22 protein-coding genes are annotated in these 26,418 nt (G+C 70.4%); 10 read left to right on the top strand and 12 right to left on the bottom strand.

Annotation, left to right across the window (positions count from 1 at the left end; genetic code table 11):
• Nucleotides 1-55: 55 nt before the first annotated feature.
• On the bottom strand, nt 56-1,096 hold the full coding sequence (locus OG828_RS31270) for an RNA-guided endonuclease InsQ/TnpB family protein (protein ID WP_328503010.1): 1,041 nt from the start codon (nt 1,094-1,096) through the stop codon (nt 56-58).
• 345 nt (nt 1,097-1,441) lie between these two features.
• On the opposite strand from OG828_RS31270, the gene OG828_RS31265 reads away from it, so the two are divergent.
• The 4 genes from OG828_RS31265 to OG828_RS31250 all read left to right on the top strand — a co-directional run bounded on the left by OG828_RS31265 (nt 1,442) and on the right by OG828_RS31250 (nt 6,215).
• Nucleotides 1,442-2,761, top strand: coding sequence for an ABC transporter substrate-binding protein (locus OG828_RS31265; RefSeq protein WP_328440449.1), 1,320 nt, complete (start codon nt 1,442-1,444; stop codon nt 2,759-2,761).
• A gap of 5 nt (nt 2,762-2,766) precedes the next feature.
• Complete coding sequence (locus tag OG828_RS31260; protein WP_328440448.1) at nt 2,767-3,777, top strand: carbohydrate ABC transporter permease; 1,011 nt, start codon at nt 2,767-2,769, stop codon at nt 3,775-3,777.
• An 11-nt stretch (nt 3,778-3,788) separates the two neighbouring features.
• Nucleotides 3,789-4,691 carry a carbohydrate ABC transporter permease gene (locus tag OG828_RS31255; protein ID WP_129803814.1) on the top strand — a complete coding sequence of 301 codons (903 nt, stop codon included), beginning with the start codon at nt 3,789-3,791 and terminating at the stop codon, nt 4,689-4,691.
• Between the two features lie 96 nt (nt 4,692-4,787).
• A complete protein-coding gene (locus OG828_RS31250) occupies nt 4,788-6,215 on the top strand; it encodes a GH1 family beta-glucosidase (RefSeq protein ID WP_328503009.1) in 1,428 nt (475 codons plus the stop codon).
• 61 nt (nt 6,216-6,276) lie between these two features.
• Here the strand turns inward: OG828_RS31250 and OG828_RS31245 are convergent, their stop codons facing one another.
• The 8 genes from OG828_RS31245 to OG828_RS31210 form a co-directional block, all read right to left on the bottom strand.
• Complete coding sequence (locus OG828_RS31245; protein WP_328503008.1) at nt 6,277-8,283, bottom strand: beta-galactosidase; 2,007 nt, start codon at nt 8,281-8,283, stop codon at nt 6,277-6,279.
• Entirely contained in the window at nt 8,280-9,593 is a 1,314-nt protein-coding gene (locus OG828_RS31240) for a glycoside hydrolase family 36 protein (RefSeq protein ID WP_328503007.1), read from the bottom strand. The genes OG828_RS31245 and OG828_RS31240 overlap by 4 nt, the downstream gene beginning before the upstream one ends.
• A gap of 24 nt (nt 9,594-9,617) precedes the next feature.
• On the bottom strand, nt 9,618-10,502 hold the full coding sequence (locus OG828_RS31235) for a carbohydrate ABC transporter permease (protein WP_328440445.1): 885 nt from the start codon (nt 10,500-10,502) through the stop codon (nt 9,618-9,620).
• Entirely contained in the window at nt 10,499-11,476 is a 978-nt protein-coding gene (locus tag OG828_RS31230; RefSeq protein WP_328364078.1) for a carbohydrate ABC transporter permease, read from the bottom strand. The genes OG828_RS31235 and OG828_RS31230 overlap by 4 nt, the downstream gene beginning before the upstream one ends.
• Nucleotides 11,473-12,786 carry an ABC transporter substrate-binding protein gene (locus tag OG828_RS31225; RefSeq protein ID WP_328364075.1) on the bottom strand — a complete coding sequence of 438 codons (1,314 nt, stop codon included), beginning with the start codon at nt 12,784-12,786 and terminating at the stop codon, nt 11,473-11,475. Before OG828_RS31225 ends, OG828_RS31230 begins: the two co-directional genes overlap by 4 nt.
• A 243-nt stretch (nt 12,787-13,029) precedes the next feature.
• Nucleotides 13,030-14,493 (bottom strand): glycoside hydrolase family 18 protein, encoded by a 1,464-nt coding sequence (locus OG828_RS31220; protein ID WP_328503006.1) that lies wholly within the window; start codon nt 14,491-14,493, stop codon nt 13,030-13,032.
• A gap of 179 nt (nt 14,494-14,672) precedes the next feature.
• Nucleotides 14,673-16,052, bottom strand: a complete 1,380-nt coding sequence (locus OG828_RS31215; protein WP_328503005.1) for a HAMP domain-containing sensor histidine kinase — start codon at nt 16,050-16,052, stop codon at nt 14,673-14,675.
• Complete coding sequence (locus tag OG828_RS31210) at nt 16,049-16,747, bottom strand: response regulator transcription factor (protein ID WP_210576748.1); 699 nt, start codon at nt 16,745-16,747, stop codon at nt 16,049-16,051. The genes OG828_RS31215 and OG828_RS31210 overlap by 4 nt, the downstream gene beginning before the upstream one ends.
• 110 nt (nt 16,748-16,857) lie before the next feature.
• On the opposite strand from OG828_RS31210, the gene OG828_RS31205 reads away from it, so the two are divergent.
• Nucleotides 16,858-17,364, top strand: a complete 507-nt coding sequence (locus OG828_RS31205; RefSeq protein ID WP_328503004.1) for a hypothetical protein — start codon at nt 16,858-16,860, stop codon at nt 17,362-17,364.
• 117 nt (nt 17,365-17,481) lie between these two features.
• Here OG828_RS31205 and OG828_RS31200 read toward each other — a convergent pair whose 3' ends face one another.
• Together OG828_RS31200 and OG828_RS31195 are read right to left on the bottom strand one after the other, a co-directional pair.
• Nucleotides 17,482-18,351 (bottom strand): spermidine synthase, encoded by an 870-nt coding sequence (locus tag OG828_RS31200; protein ID WP_328503003.1) that lies wholly within the window; start codon nt 18,349-18,351, stop codon nt 17,482-17,484.
• A gap of 54 nt (nt 18,352-18,405) precedes the next feature.
• On the bottom strand, nt 18,406-18,891 hold the full coding sequence (locus OG828_RS31195) for a hypothetical protein (RefSeq protein WP_328364056.1): 486 nt from the start codon (nt 18,889-18,891) through the stop codon (nt 18,406-18,408).
• Nucleotides 18,892-19,163: 272 nt separating this feature from the next.
• Between OG828_RS31195 and OG828_RS31190 the strand changes: the two genes are divergently transcribed.
• On the top strand, nt 19,164-20,603 hold the full coding sequence (locus OG828_RS31190; protein ID WP_328503002.1) for a hypothetical protein: 1,440 nt from the start codon (nt 19,164-19,166) through the stop codon (nt 20,601-20,603).
• A 15-nt stretch (nt 20,604-20,618) separates the two neighbouring features.
• Here the strand turns inward: OG828_RS31190 and OG828_RS31185 are convergent, their stop codons facing one another.
• Nucleotides 20,619-21,215 (bottom strand): histidine phosphatase family protein, encoded by a 597-nt coding sequence (locus tag OG828_RS31185; RefSeq protein ID WP_328440440.1) that lies wholly within the window; start codon nt 21,213-21,215, stop codon nt 20,619-20,621.
• A gap of 218 nt (nt 21,216-21,433) precedes the next feature.
• On the opposite strand from OG828_RS31185, the gene OG828_RS31180 reads away from it, so the two are divergent.
• Genes OG828_RS31180 through OG828_RS31165 form a run of 4 tightly spaced genes read left to right on the top strand, consistent with a single transcriptional unit; the run spans nt 21,434 to nt 26,391 of the window.
• Nucleotides 21,434-22,387 (top strand): phosphatase PAP2 family protein, encoded by a 954-nt coding sequence (locus OG828_RS31180; protein ID WP_328503001.1) that lies wholly within the window; start codon nt 21,434-21,436, stop codon nt 22,385-22,387.
• Nucleotides 22,338-23,474, top strand: coding sequence for a hypothetical protein (locus tag OG828_RS31175; protein WP_328503000.1), 1,137 nt, complete (start codon nt 22,338-22,340; stop codon nt 23,472-23,474). The genes OG828_RS31180 and OG828_RS31175 overlap by 50 nt, the downstream gene beginning before the upstream one ends.
• The gene (locus OG828_RS31170) at nt 23,465-25,054 is read left to right on the top strand and encodes a hypothetical protein (RefSeq protein ID WP_328502999.1); all 1,590 of its coding nucleotides are present in this window, start codon (nt 23,465-23,467) and stop codon (nt 25,052-25,054) included. Before OG828_RS31175 ends, OG828_RS31170 begins: the two co-directional genes overlap by 10 nt.
• Nucleotides 25,051-26,391, top strand: a complete 1,341-nt coding sequence (locus OG828_RS31165) for an AAA domain-containing protein (protein WP_328502998.1) — start codon at nt 25,051-25,053, stop codon at nt 26,389-26,391. The genes OG828_RS31170 and OG828_RS31165 overlap by 4 nt, the downstream gene beginning before the upstream one ends.
• Nucleotides 26,392-26,418 lie beyond the last annotated feature (27 nt).

Genomic DNA, 26,418 nt, shown 5'->3' with positions numbered 1-26,418 from the left:
ACGTCCCGATAAGTCAACTGCCCGTCACTCACGTGCCGGGCTTGCACAACGGGCATTACTGGCGGTGATGCTGCGTTTGCGTCCAGCCCCGCCCCGGCCGTCTGACCGCTGGGGGTGGGGCAGGGGCCGTTGACTCAGCCCCGCGTCGCCACAACTCCCACGCACGGGCGCGGATGTTGCGGGAGCCGTTCCGATCGGCGTGATCAACGAATCCGCACGACCGGCACGCGAACCAGGCCTGCGAGACCCGATTCGCTCTGTCTACGTGCCCGCACTCAGCGCAGGTGCGGGAGGTGTACGCCGGATCGACGTACACCACCGGCACCCCCGCACGACGGGCCTTGCACGCGATGAACCGCCCGAGCTGATGAAACGCCCAGGAGTGCAGGGTGGCCCGTTGGGGCTTACGGAGCCGTACCCGCTCGCGGATGCCCGTCAGGTCCTCCAGGGCGATCCCACGACCGGTGCGTTCTGCCTCGGCCACCACATGCTTCGCGATCTTGTGATTGATGTCCTTCACCCGCCGCGCCTCCTTACGCCGCCGCTTCTTCAGGCGGCGCTTCGCGGACGGGGTGTTTTTCTTCTGCAGCTTGGCGCGTAGCTTCCGTTCTCGGACCCGCATTCGGTTCAGGTCCCGTCCGGCCATGATCTCGCCGTCGGAGGTGCTGGCGATGTTCACGATGCCCAGATCGATGCCCAGGACGTCCACCGGATCGGCGTTGCGCGGTACCTCTGGGACCTCGCACGTGGCCGACAGGAACCAGCCGCTGTCCCGGCGCACCAGGTCGGATTCGCCCTTGCGGTACAGCGTCAGGGTGGCCAACAGGAACACGATCGGCTTCTGCGTCGCCTTCCGGTACCGATTCGAGCCCGGCTTCCCCAGATTCCCTGCCCGCGGGTTCCCACTCAGCGTCGCGTACGCATCGCACGTCTCGCCGTACGTGTGCTCACGCAGCGCGAAGTTCCTTTTCACGTCATTGGCGAAGGCGATCTCACTCGCCCACGTGGCGGCCTCGTTGCAGGCGCGCAAGGTCGCTTCGAGGGCCGCCGCCTGGACGGGCGTCGGCAGCAGCTTCACCTGCACCACCAGCTTCACGATCACCGATCGTGCATGACTCTTCGACGCTCGACCATACGTTTCACGCGAATCACTGGATCGAGTGATACAAGCGGTCATCTGCTGATATCCGCCTCATCCATGACATCCAGCCGCGAGGACCGAAAGCCTTGACGGGAAAACTTGAAGACACATCTGTTGCCCGCTCCCTTGACACCCCCGCCCGGACCGACGAACCTTCAACACATCACGAGTGGGAGCGCTCCCACAGTACCTGACACATACACATCCCGCACGTTCCCCGCCCGAGCCGCAGCAAGAACTAACGGGCCCAACAACGCCGTTGGCCGGGGGGTCGGCACGTCAGGGCAACAGGAGGACGCAATGCGAGCACGTACCCGAACCGCCCGCAAGGCGGTAGTCCTCGCGGCCGTCGCGTCGCTGGGCGCCGGGCTGCTGGCCGGCTGTGCCGACGACGGCAAGGACGACGGAGGCTCGTCGTCGGAGGGCGGCGGAGGAGGCAAGACCAAGATCACACTCGGGCTGTTCGGCACCGCCGGCTTCGAGGAGTCCGGCCTGTACAAGGAGTACGAGAAGCTCCACCCGGACATCGACATCCAGCAGACCGTCGTGGAGCGGAACGAGAACTACTACCCGGCGCTGATCAACCACCTCACCACCAACAGCGGCCTCCAGGACATCCAGATGGTCGAGGTCGGCAACATCGCCGAGATCGTCGAGACCCAGTCGGACAAGCTGCTCGACCTGTCGAAGTACGGCAAGAAGAGCGACTACCTCGAGTGGAAGTGGCAGCAGGCCACCGCCAAGGACGGCCAGACCATCGGTGTCGGCACCGACATCGGCCCGATGGCCATCTGCTACCGCACGGACCTGTTCAAGGCGGCCGGTCTGCCCACCGACCGTGAGGAAGTCGGCAAGCTGTGGGCCGGCAGCTGGGACAAGTTCGTCGACGTCGGCAAGCAGTACCAGGACAAGGCACCCAAGGGCACCACTTTCCTTGACTCCCCCGGCGGTCTGATCCAGGCGATCCTCAGTGGTGAGAAGGACCGGTTCTACGACGCCTCCGGCAAGGTCATCTACAAGACGAACCCGGCCGTGAAGGACGCCTTCGACCTCACCGCGCAGGCCGCCGAGGACGGACTGATCGGCAACCAGACGCAGTTCCAGCCGGCCTGGGACACGACGATCGCCAACAGCAAGTTCGCCGCGATGTCCTGCCCCCCGTGGATGCTCGGCTACATCAAGGGCAAGTCGAAGCCCGAGTCGGCCGGCAAGTGGGACATCGCCCAGGCACCGAAGTCCGGCAACTGGGGCGGCTCCTTCCTGACGGTTCCCAAGTCCGGCAAGAACACCGAGGAGGCGGCGAAGCTGGCCGCCTGGCTGACCGCGCCCGAGCAGCAGGCCAAGCTGTTCGGCGTGCAGGGCAGCTTCCCGAGCACCCCGGCCGCGTACGAATCGACCGAGGTGACGAGCGCGAAGAACGACATGACTGGTGACGCGCCGATCGGCACGATCTTCGCCCAGGCCGCCGAGAACATCCCCGTGCAGACGATCGGCCCGAAGGACCAGATCATCCAGCAGGGCCTGACCGACAACGGCGTCATCCTGGTGACCCAGGGCAAGTCCGCCAAGGAAGCCTGGGACAACGCCGTCAAGACCATCGACAACAACCTGGACCAGTGACCCGTATGACCACTGGGCACGAAACCGCTGCCGCGCCCCCCGCCAAGGAGGGGGGCGCGGCCCCGGCCCGCCCGCCCGCGGGGCCCTCCGACGACGAACGCCGCCGAGCCCGGCTGTCCCGCCGCTGGCAGCGGGACGTGCGCTGGAGCCCGTACGCCTTCGTCTCGCCGTTCTTCCTGCTGTTCCTCGCGTTCGGCCTGTTCCCGCTGATCTACACCGGCTGGGCCTCGCTGCACGCGGTGGAGCTGACCGCGCCCACTGACATGAGCTGGGTGGGACTGCGCAACTACACGCGCATCTTCGACGACGACTTCTTCTGGAACGCGGCGAAGAACACCCTGACCATCGGGATCATCTCGACGGTCCCGCAGCTGCTGATGGCGATGGGCCTCGCCCATATCCTCAACTACAAGCTGCGCGCCTCGACCTTCTACCGGGTCGCGATGCTCGCCCCGTACGCGACGTCGATCGCCGCCGCATCGCTCGTCTTCGTCCTGCTCTTCGGCCGTGACTACGGCATGATCAACTGGGCGCTGAACTTCGTCGGCATCGACAACATCGACTGGCAGAACGACAAGTGGGCCTCGCAGATCGCGGTCTCCACGATCGTCATCTGGCGCTGGACGGGCTACAACGCGCTGATCTATCTGGCGGCGATGCAGGCGATCCCGCAGGATCTGTACGAGTCCGCGGCCCTGGACGGGGCCAACCGCTGGCAGCAGTTCTTCCATGTGACGCTGCCGTCGCTGCGGCCGACGATCCTGTTCACGGTGGTCGTCTCGACCATCGGCGCCTCCCAGCTCTTCGGCGAGCCGCTGCTGTTCGACGCCAACAAGGGTGCCTCCGGCGGAGCCCAGCACCAATTCCAGACGCTCGGCCTGTATCTGTACGAGCAGGGCTGGGTCAACCAGCACCTCGGCCGTGCCTCGGCGATCGCGTGGACGATGTTCCTGATCCTCATCGTCATCGGGATCGTCAACTACGTCATCTCGCGCCGGCTGCGCGCCAGTAGTTAGGAGAACCGGCCGTGACGACGACACTGACTCCGCCGACCCCGCCGGAACAGAAGCCGGGGCGCGTACGGCGCCCCAAAGCCGCCCGTGCCGGCGGCACCCTGCACGCCGGGCCGATCGCGTACCTCATCCTCGCCCTGTTCACCATCGGTTCGCTGTTCCCGCTGGTGTGGACGGCGATCGCCGCCTCGCGCGACAACCAGCGGCTGGCACAGAACCCGCCGCCGTTCTGGTTCGGCTCCGGCCTGTTCGACAAGCTCGAAATCGCCTGGACCGACGCCAACTTGGGCGAGGCGTTCATCAACACCACATTCGTGGCGGGGGTTTCGGCGATCACCATCGTCATCCTGTCCACGATCGCCGGGTTCGCCTTCGCCAAGCTGCGCTTCAAGGGCCGCAACGCCATGATGCTGATCGTGATCGGCACGATGATGGTGCCGCCTCAGCTGAGCGTGATCCCGCTGTACATGATGGTCGCCAAGCTCGACTGGTCCGACCAGCTGCAGGCGGTGATCCTGCCCTCGCTGGTGAGCGCGTTCGGCGTGTTCTTCATGCGGCAGTACCTGATCCAGGCGCTGCCGGACGAACTGATCGAGGCAGCCCGGGTGGACGGCGCGAGTAGCTGGCGGGTGATCTGGCACATCGTGTTCCCAGCGGCACGCCCCGCGATGGCGGTGCTCGGCATGCTGATGTTCGTCCAGACGTGGAACGACTTCCTGTGGCCGTTCCTGGTCCTGACCCAGAACGGCAACCCGACCGTGCAGGTCGCGGTCGCGGGCCTGGGCCGCGGCTACACGCCCGACCAGTCCCTGATCATGGCGGGCGCATTGCTCGGCACGCTGCCGCTGCTGGTGGTCTTCGCGATCTTCGGCAAGCAGATCGTCGGCGGCATCATGCAGGGCGCTGTCAAGGGTTGACCTCCTGCTTTCCAGGGGGCCGGGTCACCGCCGCCTCGGCCCCCTCCCCTCCCCTCCTACCCCTCGGTCTTCACGACCTCCAATGGGAGCGCTTCCATGCCTGAGCCCGAAACGTCCGTCTCCTTTCCTCCCGCCTTTCTCTGGGGTGCCGCGACCTCCGCGTATCAGATCGAGGGGGCGGTGCGGGAGGACGGTCGTACGCCCTCGATCTGGGACACGTTCAGTCATACGCCGGGCAAGACGGCCGGCGGTGAGCACGGTGACATCGCTGTCGACCATTACCACCGGTACCGCGAGGACGTCGCGATGATGGCCGACCTGGGCCTGAACGCGTACCGCTTCTCGGTGTCCTGGTCGCGGGTGCAGCCGACGGGGCGGGGCCCGGCCGTCCAGAAGGGACTGGACTTCTACCGCCGGCTGGTGGACGAGCTGCTGGCGGCCGGCATCAAACCGGCCCTCACCCTCTACCACTGGGATCTGCCGCAGGAGCTGGAGGACGCGGGCGGCTGGCCGGAGCGGGACACGGCTTTCCGGTTCGCCGAGTACGCGCAGATCGTCGGCGAGGCGCTCGGCGACCGGGTGGAGCAGTGGATCACCCTCAACGAGCCGTGGTGCAGCGCCTTCCTCGGCTACGCCTCGGGGGTCCACGCGCCGGGCCGCACGGACTCGGCGGCGTCGCTGAAGGCGGCGCACCATCTGAACCTGGCGCACGGCCTGGGTACGTCGGCGCTGCGTACGGCGATGCCCGCCCGCAACACCGTGGCGGTCAGCCTCAACTCCTCGGTGGTCAGGACGGTGTCCGAGGACCCGGCCGACCTGGCGGCGGCCCAGAAGATCGACGACCTCGCCAACGGCGTCTTCCACGGCCCGATGCTGAACGGCGCCTACCCGGAGACGCTCTTCCCGGCCACGGCGTCGGTCACCGACTGGTCGTACGTCCTGGACGGCGACCTGGCCCTGATCAACCAGCCGTTGGACGCGCTGGGCCTCAACTACTACACACCGGCGCTGGTTTCGGCCGTGGACTCGGACGCGAGCGGCCCCCGGGCGGACGGCCACGGAGCGAGTTCGTTCTCCCCCTGGCCGGGCGCGGACGACGTCGCCTTCCACCAGACCCCGGGCGAGCGTACGGAGATGGGCTGGACGATCGACCCGACCGGCCTGCGGGACCTGATCATGCGCTATACGCGTGAGGCCCCGGGCCTGCCGATCTACATCACCGAGAACGGCGCGGCCTACGACGACAAGCCCGACCCCGACGGCCGCGTCCACGACCCCGAGCGGATCGCCTACCTCCACGGCCACCTGACCGCCGTACGCCAGGCGATCACCGCCGGCGCCGACGTCCGGGGCTACTACCTGTGGTCCCTCATGGACAACTTCGAGTGGGCCTACGGCTACGGCAAGCGCTTCGGCGCGGTCTACGTGGACTACTCGACGCTGGAGCGCACGCCCAAGTCGAGCGCCTTGTGGTACGGGGAGGCGGCGCGCACGGGGAGCCTGCCGGCCATACAAGGGGACTGAGCGGGGGGCGGGGCGCGGCATGCGGTGGGGGCATGCCGCGCCCCGGTCTGTTCTGTGCCTTTTAGTGGGGCTGCCGTACCACCGCGATCTCCCCGGGCGGCACCTCGACCGTGCCCGACGTGACCGGCTTCCCCGTGAGGAGTTCGATGGCGTCGGATGCGACCTGGACCTCGGCTCCCTTCCCTCCGTGGTCGATCAGGAAGAGGTAGTCGGCGTCCGTGCCCCGTCGCAGCACCGCCTCGATGCCCTCGGGGACGGCGTCCAGCACCGGCCGTACGCCCGCCTCGGTGCGGACGCGGTCCAGGAGGGCGGCGAGGGTGTCCGGGTCGGGGCGGGTGGACAGGTACCACGTCACGCCCGCCCCATGGGAGTTGCGGGTCACCGCCGGGACACCGGCCAGGGGGCCATCCGTGTACGACGCCACCGCCTCAGCGCCTTCCAGGCGGACCCGCTCCGACCACAGGGTCGCGGTCGCGTCGCCGCCGAGGGCGACCTTCTCGCCCGGCAGCAGGGGGAAGAGTTCGTCGGTGCGGACGCCCAGGGCCTCGCGGAACGCGCCGGGGTAACCGCCCAGCCGTACATGGCAGTTCTCGTCGACCATCCCGCTGTGGAAGCCGACGGCCAGCGTGCCGCCGCGCTCGGCGAAGCCGGTGAGGTTGGCGGTGCCCGCGTCGTCGATCAGGTAGAGGCTGGGGGCGAGGACCAGGCGGTACGACGACAGGTCCGCGTCCGGGCGTACGAAGTCCACGGCGACGCCCGCGCGCCACAGGGGCTCGTACCAGGAGCGGACGAGGTCGAGATGGCGGACCATCTCGCTGGGCTGGGAGGGGAGTTCGAGGGACCAGCGGGCGTCCCAGTCCCAGACGACGGCCACTTCAGCCGTGCCCGTGCTGCCGCGTACCTCCGCCAGGGCCTTGAGGTCGGCGCCGAGCCGGACCACGTCACGCCAGATCTGGCTGTCCGTGCCCGCGTGCGGCAGCATCGCCGAGTGCCACTGCTCGGCGCCCGCCTTGGCGGCCCGCCACTGGAAGTAGGCGATGCCGTCGGCGCCGTGGGCGACATGGGCGAGGGCGTTGCGGCGCAACTCGCCCGCGTTCTTGGCCCGGTTGACCGGCTGCCAGTTCACCGCGCCCGTCGAGTGCTCCATCAGCAGCCAGGGGCCGCCCGCGAGGGAGCGCATCAGGTCGCCGCTGAGGGCGATGTCGATCTCCGACTCGGGGTCGGTGGAGCCGAGGTAGTGGTCGTTGGAGACCACGTCCAGTTCCGGGGCCCAGCGCCAGTAGTCCAGGGCGTCGAAGTTGTACATCACCATGAAGTTGGTGGTGGCGGGCAGAGCAGGGGCCGCCTCGCGCAGGACGTCCCGTTCCGCCTTGTACAGCGACAGCAGGGCGTCGCTGCAGAAGCGGCGCCAGTCCAGCTGGTGGGTGGGGTTGGGGACGGCGCCCGTCGGGCGGGGCGGGATGATCTCGTCCCAGTCGTAGTACCACTGGCTCCAGAAGGTGGTGCCCCAGGCGTGGTTGAGGGCAGCAAGGTCGTCGTACTTCGCCCTCAGCCATACGCGGAACGCCGCCGCGCTCTCGTCGCAGTAGCACTCCGCGTTGTGGCAGCCGTACTCGTTGTGGACGTGCCACATCACCACGGCCGGATGGTCGGCGTACCGCTCCCCCAGCGCGCCCGCGATCCGCAGGGCGGCCTCGCGGTAGGCGGGGCTCGACGGGCAGAACGTCTGGCGGCTGCCGTACGACAGTCTGCGCCCGTCCTTGTCGACGGGCAGCGCCTGAGGGTGCTTGCGGAAGAACCACGCCGGGGGTGCGGCCGTCGGGGTCGCCAGGTCGGCGGCGATGCCGTTCTCGTGGAGCAGGTCGAGGATCTTGTCCATGCGGGAGAAGTCGTACGCGCCCTCGGACGGCTCGAGCAGCGCCCAGGAGAAGATGCCGACGCTGACCATGGTCACGCCGGCCTCGCGCATCAGGCGTACGTCCTCGGCCCAGACCTCTTCGGGCCACTGCTCGGGGTTGTAGTCGCCGCCGTAGGCGATGCCCGGAAGGTTCAGTGCGCGCTTGCTCATCGGGCAACTCCGCTCAGAAGACGACGTGTTGTGGTCACGCCCCACTCGTCGAGCGACAGCAGGCGGTCGCTGGACGCCATCAGGCCGCCCGTCGCCTCCACGTGCGCCGCCCAGCGTTCGCGGGTCTCGACCGCGGGGCGGGCCATCAGGCAGTCGGGGTCGTTGATCCAGAGGCGGCCGTGCTGCCACTGCCGTCCGACGCCGGTGAACTCGGCGGCGTCCTGGCCGGGCTGGCTGTAGTCGTCCGCCTTGGGGCGGCGGTACGGCGCGGTGTCCGCGCTGACGCGCATCGCGTCGAACAGGCCGATGGACGGGAGGATCGGGGCGCCGCAGCCCAGCAGGTAGGCGTCGTCGCCGATCGCCTCGCGGATGAGGGTGATGCCTTCGCGGTACGCGGTGAGCGGGTCCGCGCCGGAGTGTCGTACGCCGTCCAGGGCGCCCGCGTAGAGGAAGTCGACCTTGAAGTAGTCGTAGCCCTCGGTGCGGAGCGTGGTGAACACCTCGGCCAGGTAGGCCGCCGCCTGAGGGTGGGTGGTGTCCAGGGCGTACAGGTCGTGGCCCCAGTTGACGCCGGCGTGCAGGGGCGCGCCGTCCGTGTCGCGCACCAGCCAGTCGGGCTGTGTGGCGGCCAGCTCGCTGCTCGGGTCCACCAGGAACGGTGCCGTCCAGATGCCCGCCCGCCGGCCCCGGGCGCGGATCGCGTCGGCGATGCCCGCGCGGGAGCGGAAGCGGCCGGAGAGGGTGAGCCAGTCGCCCAGCTTGCTCTGGTAGCCGTCGTCGATCTGGACGACGTCGATGGGCAGGTCGAGGGTGTCCATCGCACGGAGGTTCTCGTGGATGTCGTCCTCGGTGACGTCGGTGAAGTACTCGTACCAGGAGCACCAGACAGTCGGCGCCGGGCGCGGGGCCGGTACGCCCAGGCCCTCGGCCCAGTCGGCCAGCACCGACTGGATGTCCGTCCCGGTGAGCAGCTTCACCGGTCCGTCGGCGCTGATCTCCGCCTGGTCGCCCTGGACGGTCAGCCGGATGGACGGGACCGAGTGCCGCGGGTCCGGCGCCGCCCACAGCCGGACCGGTGAGCCGTCGCCCGGGTCGAGCGCCAGCAGGCCCTCACCCTGGAAGGTCCCGGCGGGGACGGTGACGCCGGGGCGGTAGCAGACCGTCGCCCAGTTGTCGTTGGTCGGGCGGTGGGGGGTGTCGCCGAGGGCGTAGGCGCCGCTGGGGCTCCAGGACTGCCAGCCCTCCTCGTGGACGCGGGCGGTGCTCGGGTCCACGGGGACGGTGGCGACCGGGGTGAAGGGGTTGTGCACGGGGTTCTCTTTCGGGAAAGGGGGTCAGCCCTTGTTGGCGCCGAGCGTGAGGCCGCTGACGAACTGCCGCTGGAGCACGAAGTACACGATCAGCGTCGGGATCGCGGTGAGCAGGGCGCCGGCGGCGACCAGGTTGGGGTCGGTGAAGTACGCCCCGGTGAGGTTGTTCAGCGCCGAGGTGATCGGCATGTTCTCGCCGGTGGAGATCAGGACGAGGGCCCAGAAGAAGTCGTTGTAGATCCAGATGGACAACAACGTCGCCAGGGCCGCCATCGCCGGACGGCACAGCGGCAGCACGATCTGCCAGTACATGCGCCACACCGAGGCGCCGTCGACCAGCGCGGCCTCGGTCAGCTCGTGCGGCAGCGAGCGCATGTAGTTGCTGAGCACGAAGGCGCAGAAGCCGGACTGGAACGCGACATGGATGAGGACCAGGCCGAGCGCGGAGTCGTACAGCTTGCCGGACATGGTGATGCCGGGCAGGTCGATCAGCAGGTACAGCCGGTACAGCGGGGTGATGATGACCTGCTGCGGGAGCAGGTTGCCGGCCGTGAAGACCAGCAGCAGCGCGATGTTGAGGCGGAAGTCGAAGCGGCTGACGTAGAAGGCCACCATCGACGACAGGAACAGCGTCAACAGCACCGCCGGAACGGCGATGATCATCGTGTTGACGAAGTAGTGGCTCATGTCCGACTGCGTGAACGCGTTGGTGAAGTTGTCGAAGTTCAGCGTGTCCGGCCAGGACACGTATCCCTTCTCACTGGTCTCCGCGTAGGGCCGCATGGCCGAGTACAGCGCCCACGCAAGCGGTGCGAGCCAGGCCAGGGAGGCGCCCGCGAGGAAGAGGTGCAGCAGGATCCGGGCGGGGCGGACGGGCGTACGGGGCTTGGGTACGACGGTGGTGCTCATGCGCGCCGCTCCTTCCGGAAGGTGGCCACCAGGTACGGAATGATCACGACGAGGGAGATCAGCAGCAGCACGACCGCGATCGCGGAGCCGTATCCGATGCGGCTGGACTCGCCGATGATGTTGTTGGTGACCAGGATCGAGAGCAGCTCGGTGCCCTCGGCGCCCTTGTTGAAGACGAAGACCAGGTCGAAGGCGCGCAGGGCCTCGATGATGGTGACGACGAGGACGACCGTGTTGGTGGGGCGCAGGGTGGGGAAGATGACGTTCTTGAACGTCTGCCACTCGTTGGCGCCGTCCAGTGCGGACGCCTCCCGCAGGGAGGGGTCGACGCCCTTCAGGCCGGCCAGGTACAGGATCATCATGTAGCCGGTGTGGCGCCAGGACGCGGCGATGAGGATGGCCCAGAGGTTGAGGTCCGGGTCGCCGATCCAGTCGATGTACTTGCCCGGCTCGTTGGCCCCGATGATGCTGTTGATCAGGCCGGTGTCGGGGTTGTAGATCAGCTGCCAGACGAAGCCGATCACGGCCATCGACAGGACGACGGGCAGGAAGAACGCCGTCTGGTAGACGCGGCTGAAGCGGATCTTCTTGTCCAGCTGCACGGCCAGGAACAGGCCGAGCGGCGTGGGGATCGCGATCAGCACGACGAACCAGATGACGTTGTGCTGGACGGCGGGCCAGAACTGCGGGTTCTGCTCGAACAGTTCCTTGAAGTTCTGCAGCCCGACCCACTGGATCGAGTCGAAGCCGATGCCGTCCCAGGTGGTGAAGGCCAGCGCGATCGAGGCGAACGCGGTGACCCAGACGAGGGCGATGTGCAGGATCGTCGGCAGACCCGCCATGAAACCGAGGGTGATCCGGTCACGGCGGGTGAGCAGACGGCGGTGGCCGTGGGAGGCCTTGGGCGCGGGGGCAACGCCCGGAGGCGGCACGGCGGCCGCCTCCGGGATCTCCTTGGTGGTCTCGGTTGTCATGACTGGGCGAAGATCGTCTTCTTCTGGCGCTCGATCGAGGACAGCAGGCTGTCGACGCCCTTGGGGTCACGGATGAACTTCTGCAGCGCGGGCTGCATCACGGTCGAGGTGAAGTCCGGGCGGCTGTCGCGGTCCATGAACTGCGTCAGGGACTTGGCGCCGGAGATCATGTCGTACGCCTTCTTCTGGATGGCGGTGTACGACGACGTGTCGGCCTTGCTGGAGGCGTGGACCACGCTCGGGTCGGACTTGAGGTAGATGTCCTCGGCGTCCGGGGTGCCCAGGTACTCGAGGAGCTTGACGGCCTCGGCCTTGTTCTTCGGGCTCTTGCTCATCATGAAGCCGTCGGTCGGCGCCTCGACGGTGTCCTGCCCGTACGCCGGGTCGATCTCCGGGAAGGCGAAGAAGTCGAGGTCGTCGAGGGCGGCCTTGTCGGTGAACTGCTGCGCCACGAAGGTGCCCAGGATGTACATGCCGGCCTTCTTGGAGGCCAGGGTCTGGGCGGCGTCCTGCCAGGTGCGACCGACGGCGCCTTCCTGGTGGTAGGGGAGGATCTCGGCCCACAGGTCGAAGACCTTGCGCACCTTGGCGTCGGTCCAGGACGCCTTGCCCGCCATCAGCTCGACATGGAAGTCGTAGCCGTTCTGGCGGAAGTTGATCTGGTCGAAGGTGCCGAGCGCGGGCCAGGCGTCCTTGTCGCCGAAGGCCATCGGGACCAGCTTGTCCTTCTGCATCTGCTTGCACAGCGCCACGAAGTCGTCCCAGGTGGTGGGGACTTCGTAGCCGTACTGCGCGAAGACGCTCTTCCGGTAGAAGACCGCCCAGGGGTACGTGTACAGCGGCACGAAGTAGTACTTGCCGTCCTCACCCTTGCTGAGCTTCTGCATCGCCTCGGGGAAGTTGGCCCCGATGGTCTGCCACACGTCGTCGATCGGGGTGGCGAGGCCCTTGGCCGCGAAGAACTGCATCCGGTACCCGGCGAACCAGGTGAACACGTCGTCCGGCGTGCCCTGGAGGTAGGAGTTGATCTGCTCCTGGAAGGTGTTGGAGTCCTTGGTGTTCACGTCGACCGTGATGCCGGACTTCTTCTTGTAGGCCGCGTAGATGTCGGCGAACGCCTTCTTCGGCACCGGGTCCGACGCCTTCGAGCCCAGCGAGACCGTCTTCGGATCGGCGGCCGTACCGCTGCCGCCGCACGCGCTGAGCAGGGGTATGCCGGCACCGAGCACGGCCGCGCCGCCTATGCCGCGCAGCAGGGTGCGACGGCTGGGCGCGGGGAGGGCGAGGCCCGAGGGGGAGAGATCGTGCATGAACGGCTCCAGGGGTGAGGGTTCGACCATGAGCGAGCCGCATCGAGTTCCGTCGTAATCACTCAGAAACCAACTTGACCGAACATGGGTGGCGTAATAACAGCCGTATGTCCGGTCATGCGTCAAGGGTTTGCGGCCCCAGTTGTCGAAACGTAATCGACATCACCGGGCGCCTCTCGGAGCACACAAAGGGGGCGTACGGCCGCCGGTGCGGCTGTACGCCCCCTTGGAGACGACCCTGACCTACTGGTACGCGGCGAACGCCTTCGAGAACGCGTGCTCGTCCTGGACGATCGAGCTGCACGTCGCGTCAGCGGCGGGCTTGGCGCCGCCCGGGCACTGCTTGTCGCGGGTCGCGGACCACATCGACAGCCAGCCGAGGCCCTTGGACTTGGCGAAGTTCACCAGCTGGGTGGCGTCGTCGACCTTGAAGATCTCGGTCACGACGTCGTTGACGCCGATCATCGGGGTGACGGCGACCGTCTTCCAGGCCGCGCTGTCGGAGAGCCCGAGGACGCTCTTGACCTGGGCCTGGGTGGCGGTGGCGGCCTGCTCGGCGTAGGTACCCATGTCGTCGCTGTACGCCGGGCCGTAGTCCATCGCCATGATGTTGACCGTGTTGATGTCGACGCCGTTCTGCTTGGCGTCGGACAGGAGGTCGACACCCGGCTGGGTCAGGCCCTCGGGCATCACCGGGAGGGTGAAGGAGACGTCCAGGTCGGGGTGGGCCTGCTGGAGCTTGGCGATGGCCTGGGCGCGACGCGTGTTCGCCGCCTTGTCCGGCAGCGCGCCGCCCTCCACGTCGAAGTCGACCTTGGTGAGCTTGTACGCGTCCACGACCTTGCCGTACGCCGCCGCCAGCGCGTCCGCCGACGAGCAGGTCGTGGCCAGCTCGGAGCCCGCCGCGCCGCCGAAGGAGACCCGGACGTCGCCGCCCTTGGCCCGCAGGTCACCGATCTGCGCGGCCACCGCGTCACTCGCCAGGTCGCTCACGCCGCCCCACTTGGGGGTGCAGCCGCCGCCGTCGGTGATGAAGGCGAGGTTGTAGTCCTTCACGCCGGTGGCCTCGGCGGTGCCGACCAGGTCGAAAGCCGGGTAGAGGGAGGTGTCGACGTACGGGGCGAAACCGGAGCCGGCGGTGGTGCCGGTGCCCGTGCTCTGCGAGGGAGAGGCTGTAGGGGTGGGGGTGGCGGTCTGGGTGGGCTTGGCCGTCGGGGTCGGGCTCTGGGTGGGGGTTGAGGTCTGCGTCGGGCGTCCGCTCGGCTCCGGCGTGGCGCCGTCGTCCGCGGAGCACTTCGCGCCGTCCACGAGGCAGCCGGTCGGGGCGCCGGTGCCGTTGACGACGAAGCCGACGGTGACGGACTCGCCGGCCGCGAGGCCGTCCTTGTCCCAGGACGGCGGCTTCACGGTGACGCGCTGACCGCTCACGCTCGACTCCGCGTTCCAGAGGGAGCTGAGCTTGCTGCCGGACGGCAGGCCGAACTCCAGCGCCCAGTCGCTCTTCGCCTCGCCGCTGTTGTTCGTGACCACGTACTGCGCGGTGTAGCCCGTCGACCAGTCACTGGTCTTGGTGTAGGCAGCGCCGACACCGGCCGCCTGCGCGGTCCCGGTGAACAGGATCGCGCCACCGCCGGCCACGGCCGCCGCGACCAGGCCGCCGATCACCTTGTTCCTGCCACTGATCCTGCGCCGGTGCGTGCTGCTCATGCGCGTGCCTGCCTTCGCTGTTCAAGGGGGTGGTGCGGCAGCACGCTAGCGATCCGGAATCGGGCAAAGCGCCTGATCCGGACGGGGGTTGGGGATCTTAGGGCTCGCTTAAGGAGGGGATCGGGGACGGTTAATGGTCAAGACCAATCCGACCCCCTGGGGGCCGGGCCGACGAACGTTCACTTCACGGAAGCCGACCGTCTCCGCCGCCGTACCGTCCTCCCCCGATGCCCTCTGCGCTCCGGTGTCCGCCCGTCCAGCTGGATCCAGATCCGGACCTCCGTGCCGCCGAGCACCGAGGAGCCGATGCGTACGTCGCCGCCGGTCGACTCGGCGAGGCGCCGCACGATGTCCAGCCCGAGGCCGGTCGAGCCGGCGCTCCCCGAGCCGCGCCCGCGGGCCATCGCGGCCTCGGGGTCGATGATGCCGGGGCCCGCGTCGGAGACGAGCACGATCACCGCGTCCTCGCCGTTGTGCACGTCGACCGCGAAGGCCGTGCCCTCGGGGGTGTGCCGGAAGACATTGCCGAGCAGGGCGTCCAGCGCGGCCGCCAGATCCGCCCGGGCCACGGGTATCCGCACCGGCCGGTCGACCCCGGCCACCCGCACCTTGCGCCCCTCGTCCTCGGCGAGCGCCGACCAGAACCCCATCCGCTCCCGCACCACCTCGGCCGCGTCGCACCCGGCCCCGGCACCGGGCGCCGCCGTCTGCGGCTTGGCCTCCCGCGCCGTCTGGATGATGGTGTCGACCTCCCGCTCCAGCTGCGCGACGGCGGCCCGCGTCTGCTCGGCGGCGGGCCCGTCCCCGAGCGAGGCGGCGTTGAGCCGGAGCACGGTCAGCGGCGTACGCAGCCGGTGGGACAGATCGGCCGCCAACTCCCGTTCGTTCGCCAGCAGTTGTACGACCTGATCGGCCATGGAGTTGAACGCGACCGCCGCCAGCCGCAGTTCGGTCGGCCCCTCCTCCGGCACCCGGGAACCCAGCTTCCCCTCCCCCAGTTCATGCGCGCCCTCGACCAGCCGCTGCGCGGGCTGCACCATCCGTACCCCCAGCCGGTCGGCGACCGCGACCGAACCGACGATGAGCGCGGCGCCCACCGCGGCCAGCACGGCCCACGCGGTGTCGACGCCGTTCGTCACCTCGGACTCGGGGACGTACACCTCGACCACGGCGATCTCACCGGAGCTCAGCGCGACCGGTTGCAGCAGCGTGGACCCGCCGGGCACCTCGGTGGTGGAGGCGCGGCCCAGCTTCCGCACGGTCGCGATGTCCTCGTCGGCGGCGCGCTGCTTGCCCAGGCCGACGGCGGCGGCACCGTCGGAGGCCGGTATGTGCACGGCCATCCCGGCGTCCGATCCCGCGGAGGCGACGACGCGCTCGAGCTGGTCGCGGTCGGTGGTGATGGACAGCGCCGGGGCGACGGCCGCGGCCTCCCGCTCGGCGTTGGAGAACGCGCGGTCCCGGGCCATCTCCTTGATGACGAGGCCCAGCGGCACCGCGAAGGCGACCACGACCATGGCGGTGACCGCCAGCGAGACCTTGACCAGCGCCCACCTCATGGCTCTACCCCTGGTGGCTCCAGCTTCACGCCGACCCCGCGCAGGGTGTGCAGATAACGCGGTCGCGCCGCCGTCTCCCCCAGCTTCCGGCGCAGCCACGACAGATGGACGTCGATGGTCTGGTCGTCGCCGTACGACTGCTGCCACACCTCGGCGAGCAGCTCCTTGCGCGGGACGACGACACCGGGCCGCCCGGCCAGAAAGGCGAGCAGGTCGAACTCGCGCCGGGTCAGGTCGAGGCGTACGCCGTCCAGCTCGGCCTGGCGGCGCAGCGGATCCACGGTCAGCCCGCCGACACGGATCACGGTGTCCGGGGGCGCCTCTCCCGCCGCCGCACGGGACCGCCGTAGCACCGCGGCCATCCGGGCGGAGAGATGGTCGACCGAGAACGGCTTGGTCAGGTAGTCGTCCGCGCCCGCGTTCAGCAGCCGGACGATCTCCGTCTCGTCGTCCCGCGCGGTGGCGATGATCACCGGGACATCGGTGATGCCGCGCAGCATCTTCAGCGCCTCGGACCCGTCCAGATCGGGCAGACCGAGGTCGAGAATGACCACGTCGAAGCGGAAATGGGCGACCTCGCGCAGCGCCTCGAGGGCGGTGCCGACGCTGCGCACGGTGTGCGCGGCATCGGTCAGATGCCGGATGAGGGCCGAGCGTACGAACTGGTCGTCCTCGACCACGAGCACACTTGCCATGCGCCGCACCGTACGCCATGCGATGGACACCGGTCCGGCGCCTGTGGATAACTCCAGGCGGTGCGCATCCGGGCGACACGGGTGGGACGCGTGAGGCAGTATGGCGCGCGATGCGCAGAGGTCTCATACACGTACTCGCGTGGACGCTCGCCACGGGCGCGGCGGTCACGCTGTCGTGGTGGGGTGTCCACACGGTGATGGCGGGCACGGCGTACGACCCGCCGCGCGCCCTGCCCATCACGTCCGGCGACGCGACCACGCAGGAGTCGAAGTCGCTGGCCTCCTCTACGGCGCGGGCGACTCCGTCGAGCGAGCCGCCACCGACGCCGACGCCGCGTGCGACGCCGTCGGCTTCGGCGTCGACGCAAGCCCCCAGCCCGTCCCCCACCGCCTCCGGCCGGGTCAAGAGCTACGACACCGAGGGTGGGCGGGCGGTCTTCGACCTAGGGGAGGCTTCCGCGACTCTGGTGTCCGCTTCGCCGGCCGCGGGGTGGTCGATGCAGGTGTGGAAGACGGAGACGTGGATTCGGGTGGAGTTCGCGCAGGGGGCGGATCGGGTGTCGGTGTTCTGTACTTGGCACGACAGTGCGCCGCGGGTGGACATCGGGACGTATTAGCTCCGCTGGTTGGTTGTTTGTCGTCTGCGGGTTGGTGGGGGCTTGTCGCGCCCACGCGGCGGAGCCGCATATAGATACAGCCCCGCGCCCCTAAAGGGGCGCTGCAGAAACCCGCGTTCAGCGGAAGACCGATGGTGGGGGTGCCGGGGACGCTACCGCCGCCTCGTCCGTCACCGGTGTGGCTCCGCCTGTGAAGTCGGTCAGGGGCTTGCCGTGGTCGACTCGGGCGGGGTGGGGGTCGGAGGCGGCTCGGCGGGTCAGTTCGGGGATCGGGAGGGGGTGGTCGGAGGCTACGAGGATTGCGTTGCCGAACCGTTTTCCCCGCAGCACCGTCGGGTCGGCCACGAGTGCCAGCTCCGCGAAACGGGCGGACGCGGTGGCGATCTGACCCCGGAGATGGGTCAGCGGCGGGCCGTCCGCGAGGTTGGCGGCGTACCAGCCACCCGGCCTGAGCGCCCTGCGTACCTCGTCGAGGAACTCCGTCGAGGTGAGGTGGGCGGGCGTGCGGGCCCCGCTGTACACGTCGGCCACGATCAGGTCGGCCCACCCGTCGGGCACCTTGGCCAGCCCCTCCCGCGCATCCACGGACCGCACCCGGATACGGGCCCCCGGCTCCAACGGCAGCTGCCTGCGCACCAGTTGAACGAGGGTGGCGTCCCGCTCGACGACCTGCTGGGTCGACCGGGGCCGGGTGGCCGCGACATAGCGCGCCAGCGTCAGCGCCCCACCGCCGAGATGCACGACGTGAACGGGGCTGCCGGGCGGGGCGACGAGGTCGACGACGTGGCCGAGCCGCCGCTGGTACTCGAAGGAGAGATGGGCGGGGTCGTCCAGGTCCACATACGACTGCGGCGCCCCGTCGATGAGCAACGTCCAGCCCCGGCTGCGATCCCGATCCGGTATGAGCTCGGCCAACCCCCCGTCGACAGCCTCGACGACAGCCGCGTCACCCACACCCCGCCGCCGCGAGTTCCTGGACTTTCCCATTGCCCCATTATCGAGGCACCCGACCCCGCCCGCCCCAGCTGCGGGCACCGCACGTCACCGACAGTTGTCCGCCGCCTCGATCAACCGAGCCGCCTCCCCCAGCGCCGCCCGCAGCACCGCGGGGTCCGTCGCCAGGTCGGCCTCCCCCGGCGGCAGCAGCCAGTCGGACCCCTCCACCGGCGGCTGGGGGTTCACGCACAGCCCCCGGCCGTCCGTCTCCGTACACGTACTCCCCGGAACGTCCCACCCCGCCGCGGTCCCGGCCGGCACCACGAAGCCCAGGGTGTCGCAGCCGTCGTCATGCAGCACCGGCCCCACCGAGTCCCCGGCCCCCCGCCGCAGGATGTCGACCGCCTCCAGCCCCTGCCGAGCGGGCACGGTCACCAGGTCGCACCCGTCCGCGTCGGCGGCGAACGGCGTCGCGCTGCTGTCCGGGGTCGGCGCATGCCGTGCCGTCGTCACCGGAGCACTCGGCACACACGGCGTACACGGCGCACACGCCTCGACGCTCTGACTGGTCTCCATCCCGGCCTGCACCACGGAACCCCTCCTAGGACGAGCGGGTCGGGAGTCGGGCGGCTCCCGGTCCACAGAGTCCAACGCGTCGCCGCGTCAACGGCTACGCGAGAAGTCAGCCGCAAAGGATGGCAGTTCATGGCAGATCACGGATGAGATATCCGGTTTGTAGCCAAACACTGCGTGGTGGCTCCGACACAGCAGGTACGTTCTTGCCCGCCGGACACAGGGGTGCCTCACGGACAACCAGCCCTATATCCGGCATGGTTCGACGGTTCGCACGAGAGGACCCGGCCATGGCGTCGTCAGAAGTGACCTCGTCTCAGTCTCCCCGGCCACCGCGGCCGAATCTCGCGTTCCGGCAGTTGCGCGCCCAGCGCTCGCCGGCCGAGTTCGCCGCGGCGGTCCGGCGAGCCGCCCGCGAGATCGGTGAGCGGGTCAGCTGTGACGCGCGCTACATCGGTCGTGTCGAGGCGGGTGAGATCCGCTGCCCCAACTACGCGTACGAGCGGGTGTTCCTGCACATGTTCCCCGGCCGCACGCTCACCGACCTGGGCTTCGCGCCCCGCGCATCCGTACGCGGACGCGGGGCGCGAAACCCCGAGGACACGCCCCCCTTGCACACCACAAGCCCGGCGTACGAACCCGGTGAGACGGAGGGGGCGTACGAGCCGTATGACCCGCAGAAGCCCTACGAGACGCACGAGAACCACGAGGAGAGCGACGTGCTACGTCGCGCATTCATGACCGGCGGTGGCGCCACGGTGGCCGCCGCCCTGGGCCCCATCGGGCTCGCCGTCGAGGCATCGGCCGCACAGCGCCCGGCCCGCCGCTCCGGAGCGGGCGAGGCGGACGCCCTTGAGGAAGCCGTGCGCAGAATCCGGCTGCTCGACGACCGGCACGGCGCGGACGGCCTCTACCAGCGCGCGGCGGCCCCGCTGCGCGCCGCGTACGCGCTGCTCGACGCCGGCGCGACCCGGCAGAAGACCGCGGACCGCCTCCACTCGGGCGCCGGTGAGCTGGCCATCTCGGTGGGCTGGCTGGCCCATGACTCGGGCCGGTTCGACGACGCACGCTCGCACTACGCGGAGGCGCTCGCGACCGCCCGGATGTCCGGCGATCCCGGCCTCGAGGCGCACGCCTTCTGCAACACGGCGTTCCTCGCACGGGACGCGGGACGGCCGAGGGAGGCGCTGCGCGCGGCGCAGGCCGCGCAGCGCGTCGCACGCCCGCTGGGCTCCGCCCGCCTGATGTCACTGCTCGCCCTTCGTGAGGCGGGCGGCTGGGCGGGGCTCGCCGACCGCACGGGCTGCGAGCAGGCGCTGGCCCGCGCCCAGGCCCTGTACGACCGCGGCCCCTCGGAGGACGACCCCGAGTGGATGAGCTTCTACGGGGAGGCCGAACTGGAGGGCCTGGAGGCGCAGTGCTGGTCCACCCTGGGCGACTGGCCCCGCGCGGCCCGCCACGCCCGGCGCGCGGCCCAGCTCCAGGACCCGCACTTCACCCGCAACATCGCCCTGTACACCGCCGAACTGGCCGACGACCTCGCCCGCGGCGGCCACCCCGACGAAGCGGCCCTGGCCGGCATGCGCGTCCTGGATCTCCTCAACGAGGTCCAGTCGTCCCGGATCCAGACGATGCTGGCGGGAACCGCGCGCGTGCTGCTCCCGCACCGCCGCGCCTCGGACGTGTCGGCCTTCCTGGAGCGACACGCCTCGCTCCCGCGTACGGCATGAGCAGCCCCGTAAGCCCTACCCCGCCAGGTGCCCCAGGTCGTTCCAGCTCTCGATCGCCGGCTCGCCGTACGCCCACCCGAGCACCGACAGCGACGTGGGGTTGAGCCGTATCCGAGCCGCGAAATCGAGCGGCAGGCCCAGCCATCGTGCGCCGATGGACCGCAGGATGTGCCCGTGGGCGAAGACCAGCACATCCCGGTCCGCCGCCCGCGCCCAGGCGACGATCTCGTCCGCTCGGGCCGTCACCTCGGCGAGGCTCTCCCCGTCGGGCACCCCGTCGCGCCAGATCAGCCAGCCGGGACGGCCGGACTGGATCTCGTCCGGCGTCAGGCCCTCGTACGCGCCGTAGTCCCACTCCATGAGCACGTCCCAGGCACGCGCGCGTTCCCCGAACCCGGCCAGTTCGCATGTCTCACGCGCGCGTGCCAGGGGGCTGGTGCACACCTCGACGCCGGGGAGACCGTCGTACGGTGCCTGGTGCAGCCGCTCGCCGAGCAGTTTGGCGCCGCGGCGGCCCTCCTCGAGCAGAGGGACGTCGGTCCTGCCGGTGTGTCTGCCGGACAGCGACCACGCCGTCTGTCCGTGCCTGGCCAGCAGGATGCGCGGTGCCATCGAAGACCTTTCCAGAGGGATTCCATGAGGAATCGAGGGATTCCATGAGGATTCGAGTGGGCCCCCTCCATCATCGCCTACGGCACACACGGGCAACCCGCCGGGCGATCTCTGCGTCTATCAGGGCCGGGGGCGCCACTCGGGGGCTCGCGCATACACCGTAAAGTGGCACGTCCGGAGCGCCGGGGCCGCGCGACGAGAAGGGGGAGGGCGATCGGATGCCGCACGCCGAAACGCTGGGCACCGAGGCAGCCCTACGGCCCCGCCTGCGCTGGTGGACCGAACTGCCGCTGATTGTGCTGGTGTACGCCTGCTACTCCGCCGGCCGGCTGCTCGTCGGGGGCGATGTCTCCAAGGCCGTCGATCACGGCCTGGCGATCCTGAAGATCGAGAAGGTCCTCCATCTCAACGCGGAGCATCCCCTCAACCGCCTGTTCACCCGCGAGCCCTGGATCGGCGTCCCGGCCGACTTCTGGTACGCGTCGCTGCACTACGCCGTCACGCCCGCGATCCTGATCTGGCTCTTCCGGTCCCGGTCCCGGCACTACCGAGCGGCTCGCACCTGGCTGATGACGTCCACCTTCATCGGCCTGATCGGCTTCACGCTGATGCCGACCTGCCCGCCCCGTCTGCTCGACGCGAGCTACGGCTTCGTGGACACGATGGCCCAGTACAGCTCGTACGGCTGGTGGGGCGGCGACGCGAGCGCGCCGAAGGGGCTGGGCGGCCTGACCAACCAGTACGCGGCGATGCCGAGTCTGCACTGCGGCTGGGCGCTGTGGTGCGGCGTGATCCTCTGGCGGTACGGCGGGACGCGTCTGACCAAGGTCGCCGCCGTCGTCTACCCGCTGGTGACGACGATCGTGGTGATGGGCACCGCGAACCACTACTTCCTCGACGCGGTCGCGGGGGCGGCCGTGATGGGCGCCGGGTTCCTGCTGACGCCGTACGTGTTGCGGGTCGCCGGCCTCGTCCGGAACCGGCTGGCGGCACGGGTCGCGCCCGTTACAGCGGGCACTGTCGACGCACCGGCCTCAATTGTCAGTGGCGGATGCCAGACTTCCACGGGTGAGCGACTTCCACGGCAGCGCGAGTCCCGGTTCGGATCCGGAGCCGAGCCGAGTGCCGCCCCCCAGGACGCGGGGGACAGCACTCCGGCACCGGCTCGCTGAGCTGCGCGGCCCCGACGTACCGGCCAAGGCACTGGACGCCCGTGCCCTGGCGGCACTCGCCGCCAACCCGGGCTGCAAGCGGCGCGCGATCCTCGACGGCGCCGGGGTGGACAAGGCGGCGCTGGCGAGCGCGCTGGGCGCCCCGTCGGCCTTCGGGCAGTCGCAGTTCGCGTTCGTCCGGGGCAACGCGTTCGAGGCGAAGGTCAAGGCCGACGGCGGCGCGGAGCTGCTGCGGCTGGTGCACGAGAAGCTGGACCGAGGCGCCGAACCGCCCGCTCGGGCGCACGTGCCCGACCTGTCCGCGATCGGCCCCGAGGGACGGTCCGCGCGTACGGCGCTGGCGCTGCGCGAGGCCGTGGAAGCCGGCGGCTGGACGCTGCTCGACCACCCGATGCTCGCCCTCGACGTCGCCGGGTCGCCCGCCTTCCTGGAGCCGGACGCGGTGGTCGTGCACCCGGACGGCAGCTGGACGGTCGTGGAGATCAAGTCCTTCCCGATGCTGGACGGCTCGGCGGACCCGGCGAAGGTGGGCGCGGCAGCCCGCCAGGCCGCGGTGTACGTCCTGGCACTGGAGCAGGTCGCGGCCCGCCTCACCCCCGCCCCGCGCGTACGCCATCGGGTGCTGCTGGTCTGCCCGAAGGACTTCTCCAACCTGCCCACGGCGTCCGCCGTCGACGTACGCAAGCAGCGCGCGGTGACCGGCCGCCAGCTGGCCCGGCTCACCCGCATCCAGGACATCGCCGACGCGCTCCCGGAGAACACCTGCTTCTCCCCCGAGCTGCCCGCCGGCGAGCTGACCGCGGCCGTCGAGTCGGTTCCGGCGACCTACGCGCCCGAGTGCCTGTCCGCCTGCGAGCTGGCCTTCCACTGCCGCGACCGCTCCCGCGCGGTCGGCGCGGTGACCTCCCTCGGCCGTTCGGTGCGGGCCGAGCTGGGCGGGCTGACGACGGTCGGGGACGTGCTCGCGGCGGCCCGCGGCGAGGCCGGCGACCCGGACGACCCGGCGGTGGCAGCACTGCGCCGGGCGGCGGAGCTACGGGCCGAGGCGCTCGACCGGCGCGTAGGGGAGGCCGCTTCGTGTCGCTGATCTCCACCCTCGCCCGCCTCGAAGCCGTCGCCACCGGTCACGCCCAGCCCGCCGCCACGGTCCGGCACCGGCATCTGTCCGACCACCCCCTGGTCTTCGTGCCGCTCACCACGGCCGGTGAGGCCGGCGCCCCGCTCGGCGCGCTGGTGGGCACGGACCGGGACGCACCGCGCCTGCTGGTCGTACCGCAGCCACGCGACCGCGACCTCAGGTTCGCGTTCCTGGCGGAGCTGGCGGATGTCGTGCTGCCGTATGTCGACGGGTACGCCGAGGCGGTCGAGGCCGCCGAGCGCTCCGAGACGGACCCCGAGACCGGCAAGCGGGTCAAGGTCGAGGTCGAACTGTGCGCGGACGCCCCGCAGCTGATCGTGCCGAGCCGCGCGGGCGTCGATTTCGTACGACTCCTGGGCCGCTCCATGCGCTTTCGGCGCACGGCGGAGCAGGACCCGGAGACCCCGTATCCGGCGCCGCCCCGGGTCCCGCTGCTCGGCCGGTGGCTGACCCACTTCGGGGAGCGGGCCCGCGTGCCCGGCTCCTCGCTGCTGCTGGCCATGACGGACGTGCTGGCCCGGCACTGGGCGACCGGCCAGTCCAGCCTCGAGGACCAGCACCTCGGCGCGCTGCTCGCGTGGATCGACCCCCCGGAGGACGAGTCAGGAGCCGAGGCCGCGCTGCGGGCCGAGCTGGCACGGGACCGGCAGGGCCAGCTGCTGTGCCCGCCCGCCGGCCCGGCCACCGACCCGGCGTTCGACAACAGGCTGCTCGCGCCCGCGATCGAGCGCTACGACCGTGCGCGCACCGCCCTCGCCGCCGCCGAGGACGGCCTGGAGGCGGACGACCGGCTCGGTGAACTCACCGCCGCCGAGCGGGAGATCCGCGACCTGGTACTGAGCCGCACGCTGCCCACCTGGCAGAAGGTCTGGCAGGGCCTCGACCTGCTGCGCGCCCTGCCCGCCGGCGCGCACATCGAGGAGCGGTGGACCCGCGACCGCTGGTCCTTCACCGCCCACCGCGACCGGATCGTGGCCGGCGAGCCCCCGCAGCCGCGCCGCGACGACGCGGTCACCGCGGCCAACAAGCTCGCCGCGCGCGAGCGGGAACAGGCCCGTCTGGAGGCCCAGGAGGCGCTCGACGACCCGCTGGTGATGGCCGGGCGGCGGCTGTCCGGAGAAGCGTTCGCGGGCGAGGTCACGGATGTCGTCATGGCGTACAGCGAGAGCAAGCGCCCCAGCCCGCGCCCGCTGATCACGGTCCGCACCGGCGACCGGCCGCATCTCGGCGAGCGGGTCAGGGTGTACCGGTCGCTGGGCGGGAAGCCGCAGGCGGCGGAGTTCGTCGAACGCGCGGGGGACGATCTGATCGTGCTGCGGATCGTCGACAAGATGGGCCGCGGCAAGGTGCCGGAGGAAGGTTCGGTGCCGGACAAGGGCGACGCGGTCTGCTTCACCCTCTTCGAGCACGAACAGCGGGGCGGCGCCAAGCTGCCCGACCCCGAGCAGACCCCGTGGACCCATGGCGGGCCGCCCGGCGAGGCGGTCCTCCCCGAGGCCGACCCGATGACCGCGGAGGACGTGCTGTGACGGCCCAGGCCGCTTTCGACCCGGGTGCGGAGGCCGCCCGCGCCACCGACGCGATCCTCGCCGACACCCTGCACGGCACCCATCGGGGCGTCGTCGTCGACTCCCCGCCCGGCGCCGGCAAGTCCACGCTCGTCGTCCGTGCGGCGCTGGAACTGGCCGATGCCGGGCGCCCGTTGATGGTCGTCGCGCAGACGAACGCCCAGGTCGACGACCTGGTGCTGAGGCTCGCCGAGAAGAACCCCGAGCTGCCGGTCGGCCGGCTGCACAGCAGCGACACCGACCCGTACGACAAGGCGCTGGACGACCTGCCGCAGGTACGGAAGTCCGCGAAGGCCGGCGACCTGTCCGGCCTCCCGGTCGTGGTCTCGACGGCCGCCAAGTGGGCGCACGTCAAGGTCGACGAGCCATGGCGGCACGCGATCGTCGACGAGGCGTACCAGATGCGCTCGGACGCGCTGCTCGCCGTGGCCGGGCTGTTCGAGCGGGCGCTGTTCGTGGGCGACCCCGGGCAGCTGGACCCGTTCTCGATCGTGGGCAGCGAGCAGTGGGCGGGCCTGTCGTACGACCCGTCCGGCTCCGCCGTGACCACCCTGCTCGCCCACAACCCCGAGCTGCCGCAGCACCGCCTCCCGGTGTCCTGGCGGCTCCCGGCGTCCGCGGCGCCCCTGGTGTCGGACGCCTTCTACCCGTACACGCCGTTCCGCAGCGGTACGGACCACGGCGACCGGCGGCTGACCTTCGCGGTCCCCTCGGACGGCTCCGGCCCCGACCGGGTGATCGACGAGGCGGCCGCATCCGGCTGGGGCCTGCTGGAACTGCCCGCCCGGCGCACCCCGCGCACCGATCCGGAGGCGGTACGGGCCGTCGCTACGGTCGTACGGCGCCTGCTGGACCGGGGCGGTGCGGCCACGTCGGAACGGTCGGACGGCCCGGCGCCCCTGACCGCCGACCGGATCGCGGTCGGCACGGCACACCGGGACCAGGCGGCGGCGGTGCGGGCAGCACTCGGCGATCTGGGCGTCGCCGACGTCACGGTCGACACCGCGAACCGACTCCAGGGCCGGGAGTACGACGTCACAGTGATCCTCCACCCCCTGTCCGGCCGCCCCGACGCGACCGCCTTCCACCTGGAGACCGGACGGCTCTGCGTCCTCACCTCCCGCCACCGGCACGCCTGCATCGTGGTCTGCCGGGCCGGCGTGAGCGACCTGCTGGACGAATATCCGTCGACCGAGCCGGTGCAGCTGGGGACGGTCGTGAAGTTTCCTGACGGCTGGGAGGCGAACCACGCGGTGCTGGCGCATCTGGCGGAGCGGCGGGTGGGGTGGCGGCCGTGACCGGCTCCCGGGCAGTGCACCAGCCAG

The organism is Streptomyces sp. NBC_00457, assembly GCF_036014015.1.
In the GTDB taxonomy this organism is placed as follows: domain Bacteria; phylum Actinomycetota; class Actinomycetes; order Streptomycetales; family Streptomycetaceae; genus Streptomyces.
Note: the sequence above shows the minus strand (reverse complement) of the source record. Positions and strands in the feature narration are given on the sequence as shown.

Bases quoted from the DNA above. Each gene is read 5' to 3' on its own strand.
- OG828_RS31265 (WP_328440449.1), top strand. From the start codon at position 1,442: ATGCGAGCACGTACCCGAACCGCCCGCAAGGCGGTAGTCCTCGCGGCC.
- OG828_RS31230 (WP_328364078.1), bottom strand. From the start codon at position 11,476: ATGACAACCGAGACCACCAAGGAGATCCCGGAGGCGGCCGCCGTGCCG.
- OG828_RS31200 (WP_328503003.1), bottom strand. From the start codon at position 18,351: ATGGGAAAGTCCAGGAACTCGCGGCGGCGGGGTGTGGGTGACGCGGCT.
- OG828_RS31260 (WP_328440448.1), top strand. From the start codon at position 2,767: ATGACCACTGGGCACGAAACCGCTGCCGCGCCCCCCGCCAAGGAGGGG.
- OG828_RS31205 (WP_328503004.1), top strand. From the start codon at position 16,858: ATGCGCAGAGGTCTCATACACGTACTCGCGTGGACGCTCGCCACGGGC.
- OG828_RS31210 (WP_210576748.1), bottom strand. From the start codon at position 16,747: ATGGCAAGTGTGCTCGTGGTCGAGGACGACCAGTTCGTACGCTCGGCC.
- OG828_RS31235 (WP_328440445.1), bottom strand. From the start codon at position 10,502: ATGAGCACCACCGTCGTACCCAAGCCCCGTACGCCCGTCCGCCCCGCC.
- OG828_RS31225 (WP_328364075.1), bottom strand. From the start codon at position 12,786: ATGCACGATCTCTCCCCCTCGGGCCTCGCCCTCCCCGCGCCCAGCCGT.
- OG828_RS31220 (WP_328503006.1), bottom strand. From the start codon at position 14,493: ATGAGCAGCACGCACCGGCGCAGGATCAGTGGCAGGAACAAGGTGATC.
- OG828_RS31215 (WP_328503005.1), bottom strand. From the start codon at position 16,052: ATGAGGTGGGCGCTGGTCAAGGTCTCGCTGGCGGTCACCGCCATGGTC.
- OG828_RS31250 (WP_328503009.1), top strand. From the start codon at position 4,788: ATGCCTGAGCCCGAAACGTCCGTCTCCTTTCCTCCCGCCTTTCTCTGG.
- OG828_RS31245 (WP_328503008.1), bottom strand. From the start codon at position 8,283: ATGAGCAAGCGCGCACTGAACCTTCCGGGCATCGCCTACGGCGGCGAC.
- OG828_RS31190 (WP_328503002.1), top strand. From the start codon at position 19,164: ATGGCGTCGTCAGAAGTGACCTCGTCTCAGTCTCCCCGGCCACCGCGG.
- OG828_RS31185 (WP_328440440.1), bottom strand. From the start codon at position 21,215: ATGGCACCGCGCATCCTGCTGGCCAGGCACGGACAGACGGCGTGGTCG.
- OG828_RS31180 (WP_328503001.1), top strand. From the start codon at position 21,434: ATGCCGCACGCCGAAACGCTGGGCACCGAGGCAGCCCTACGGCCCCGC.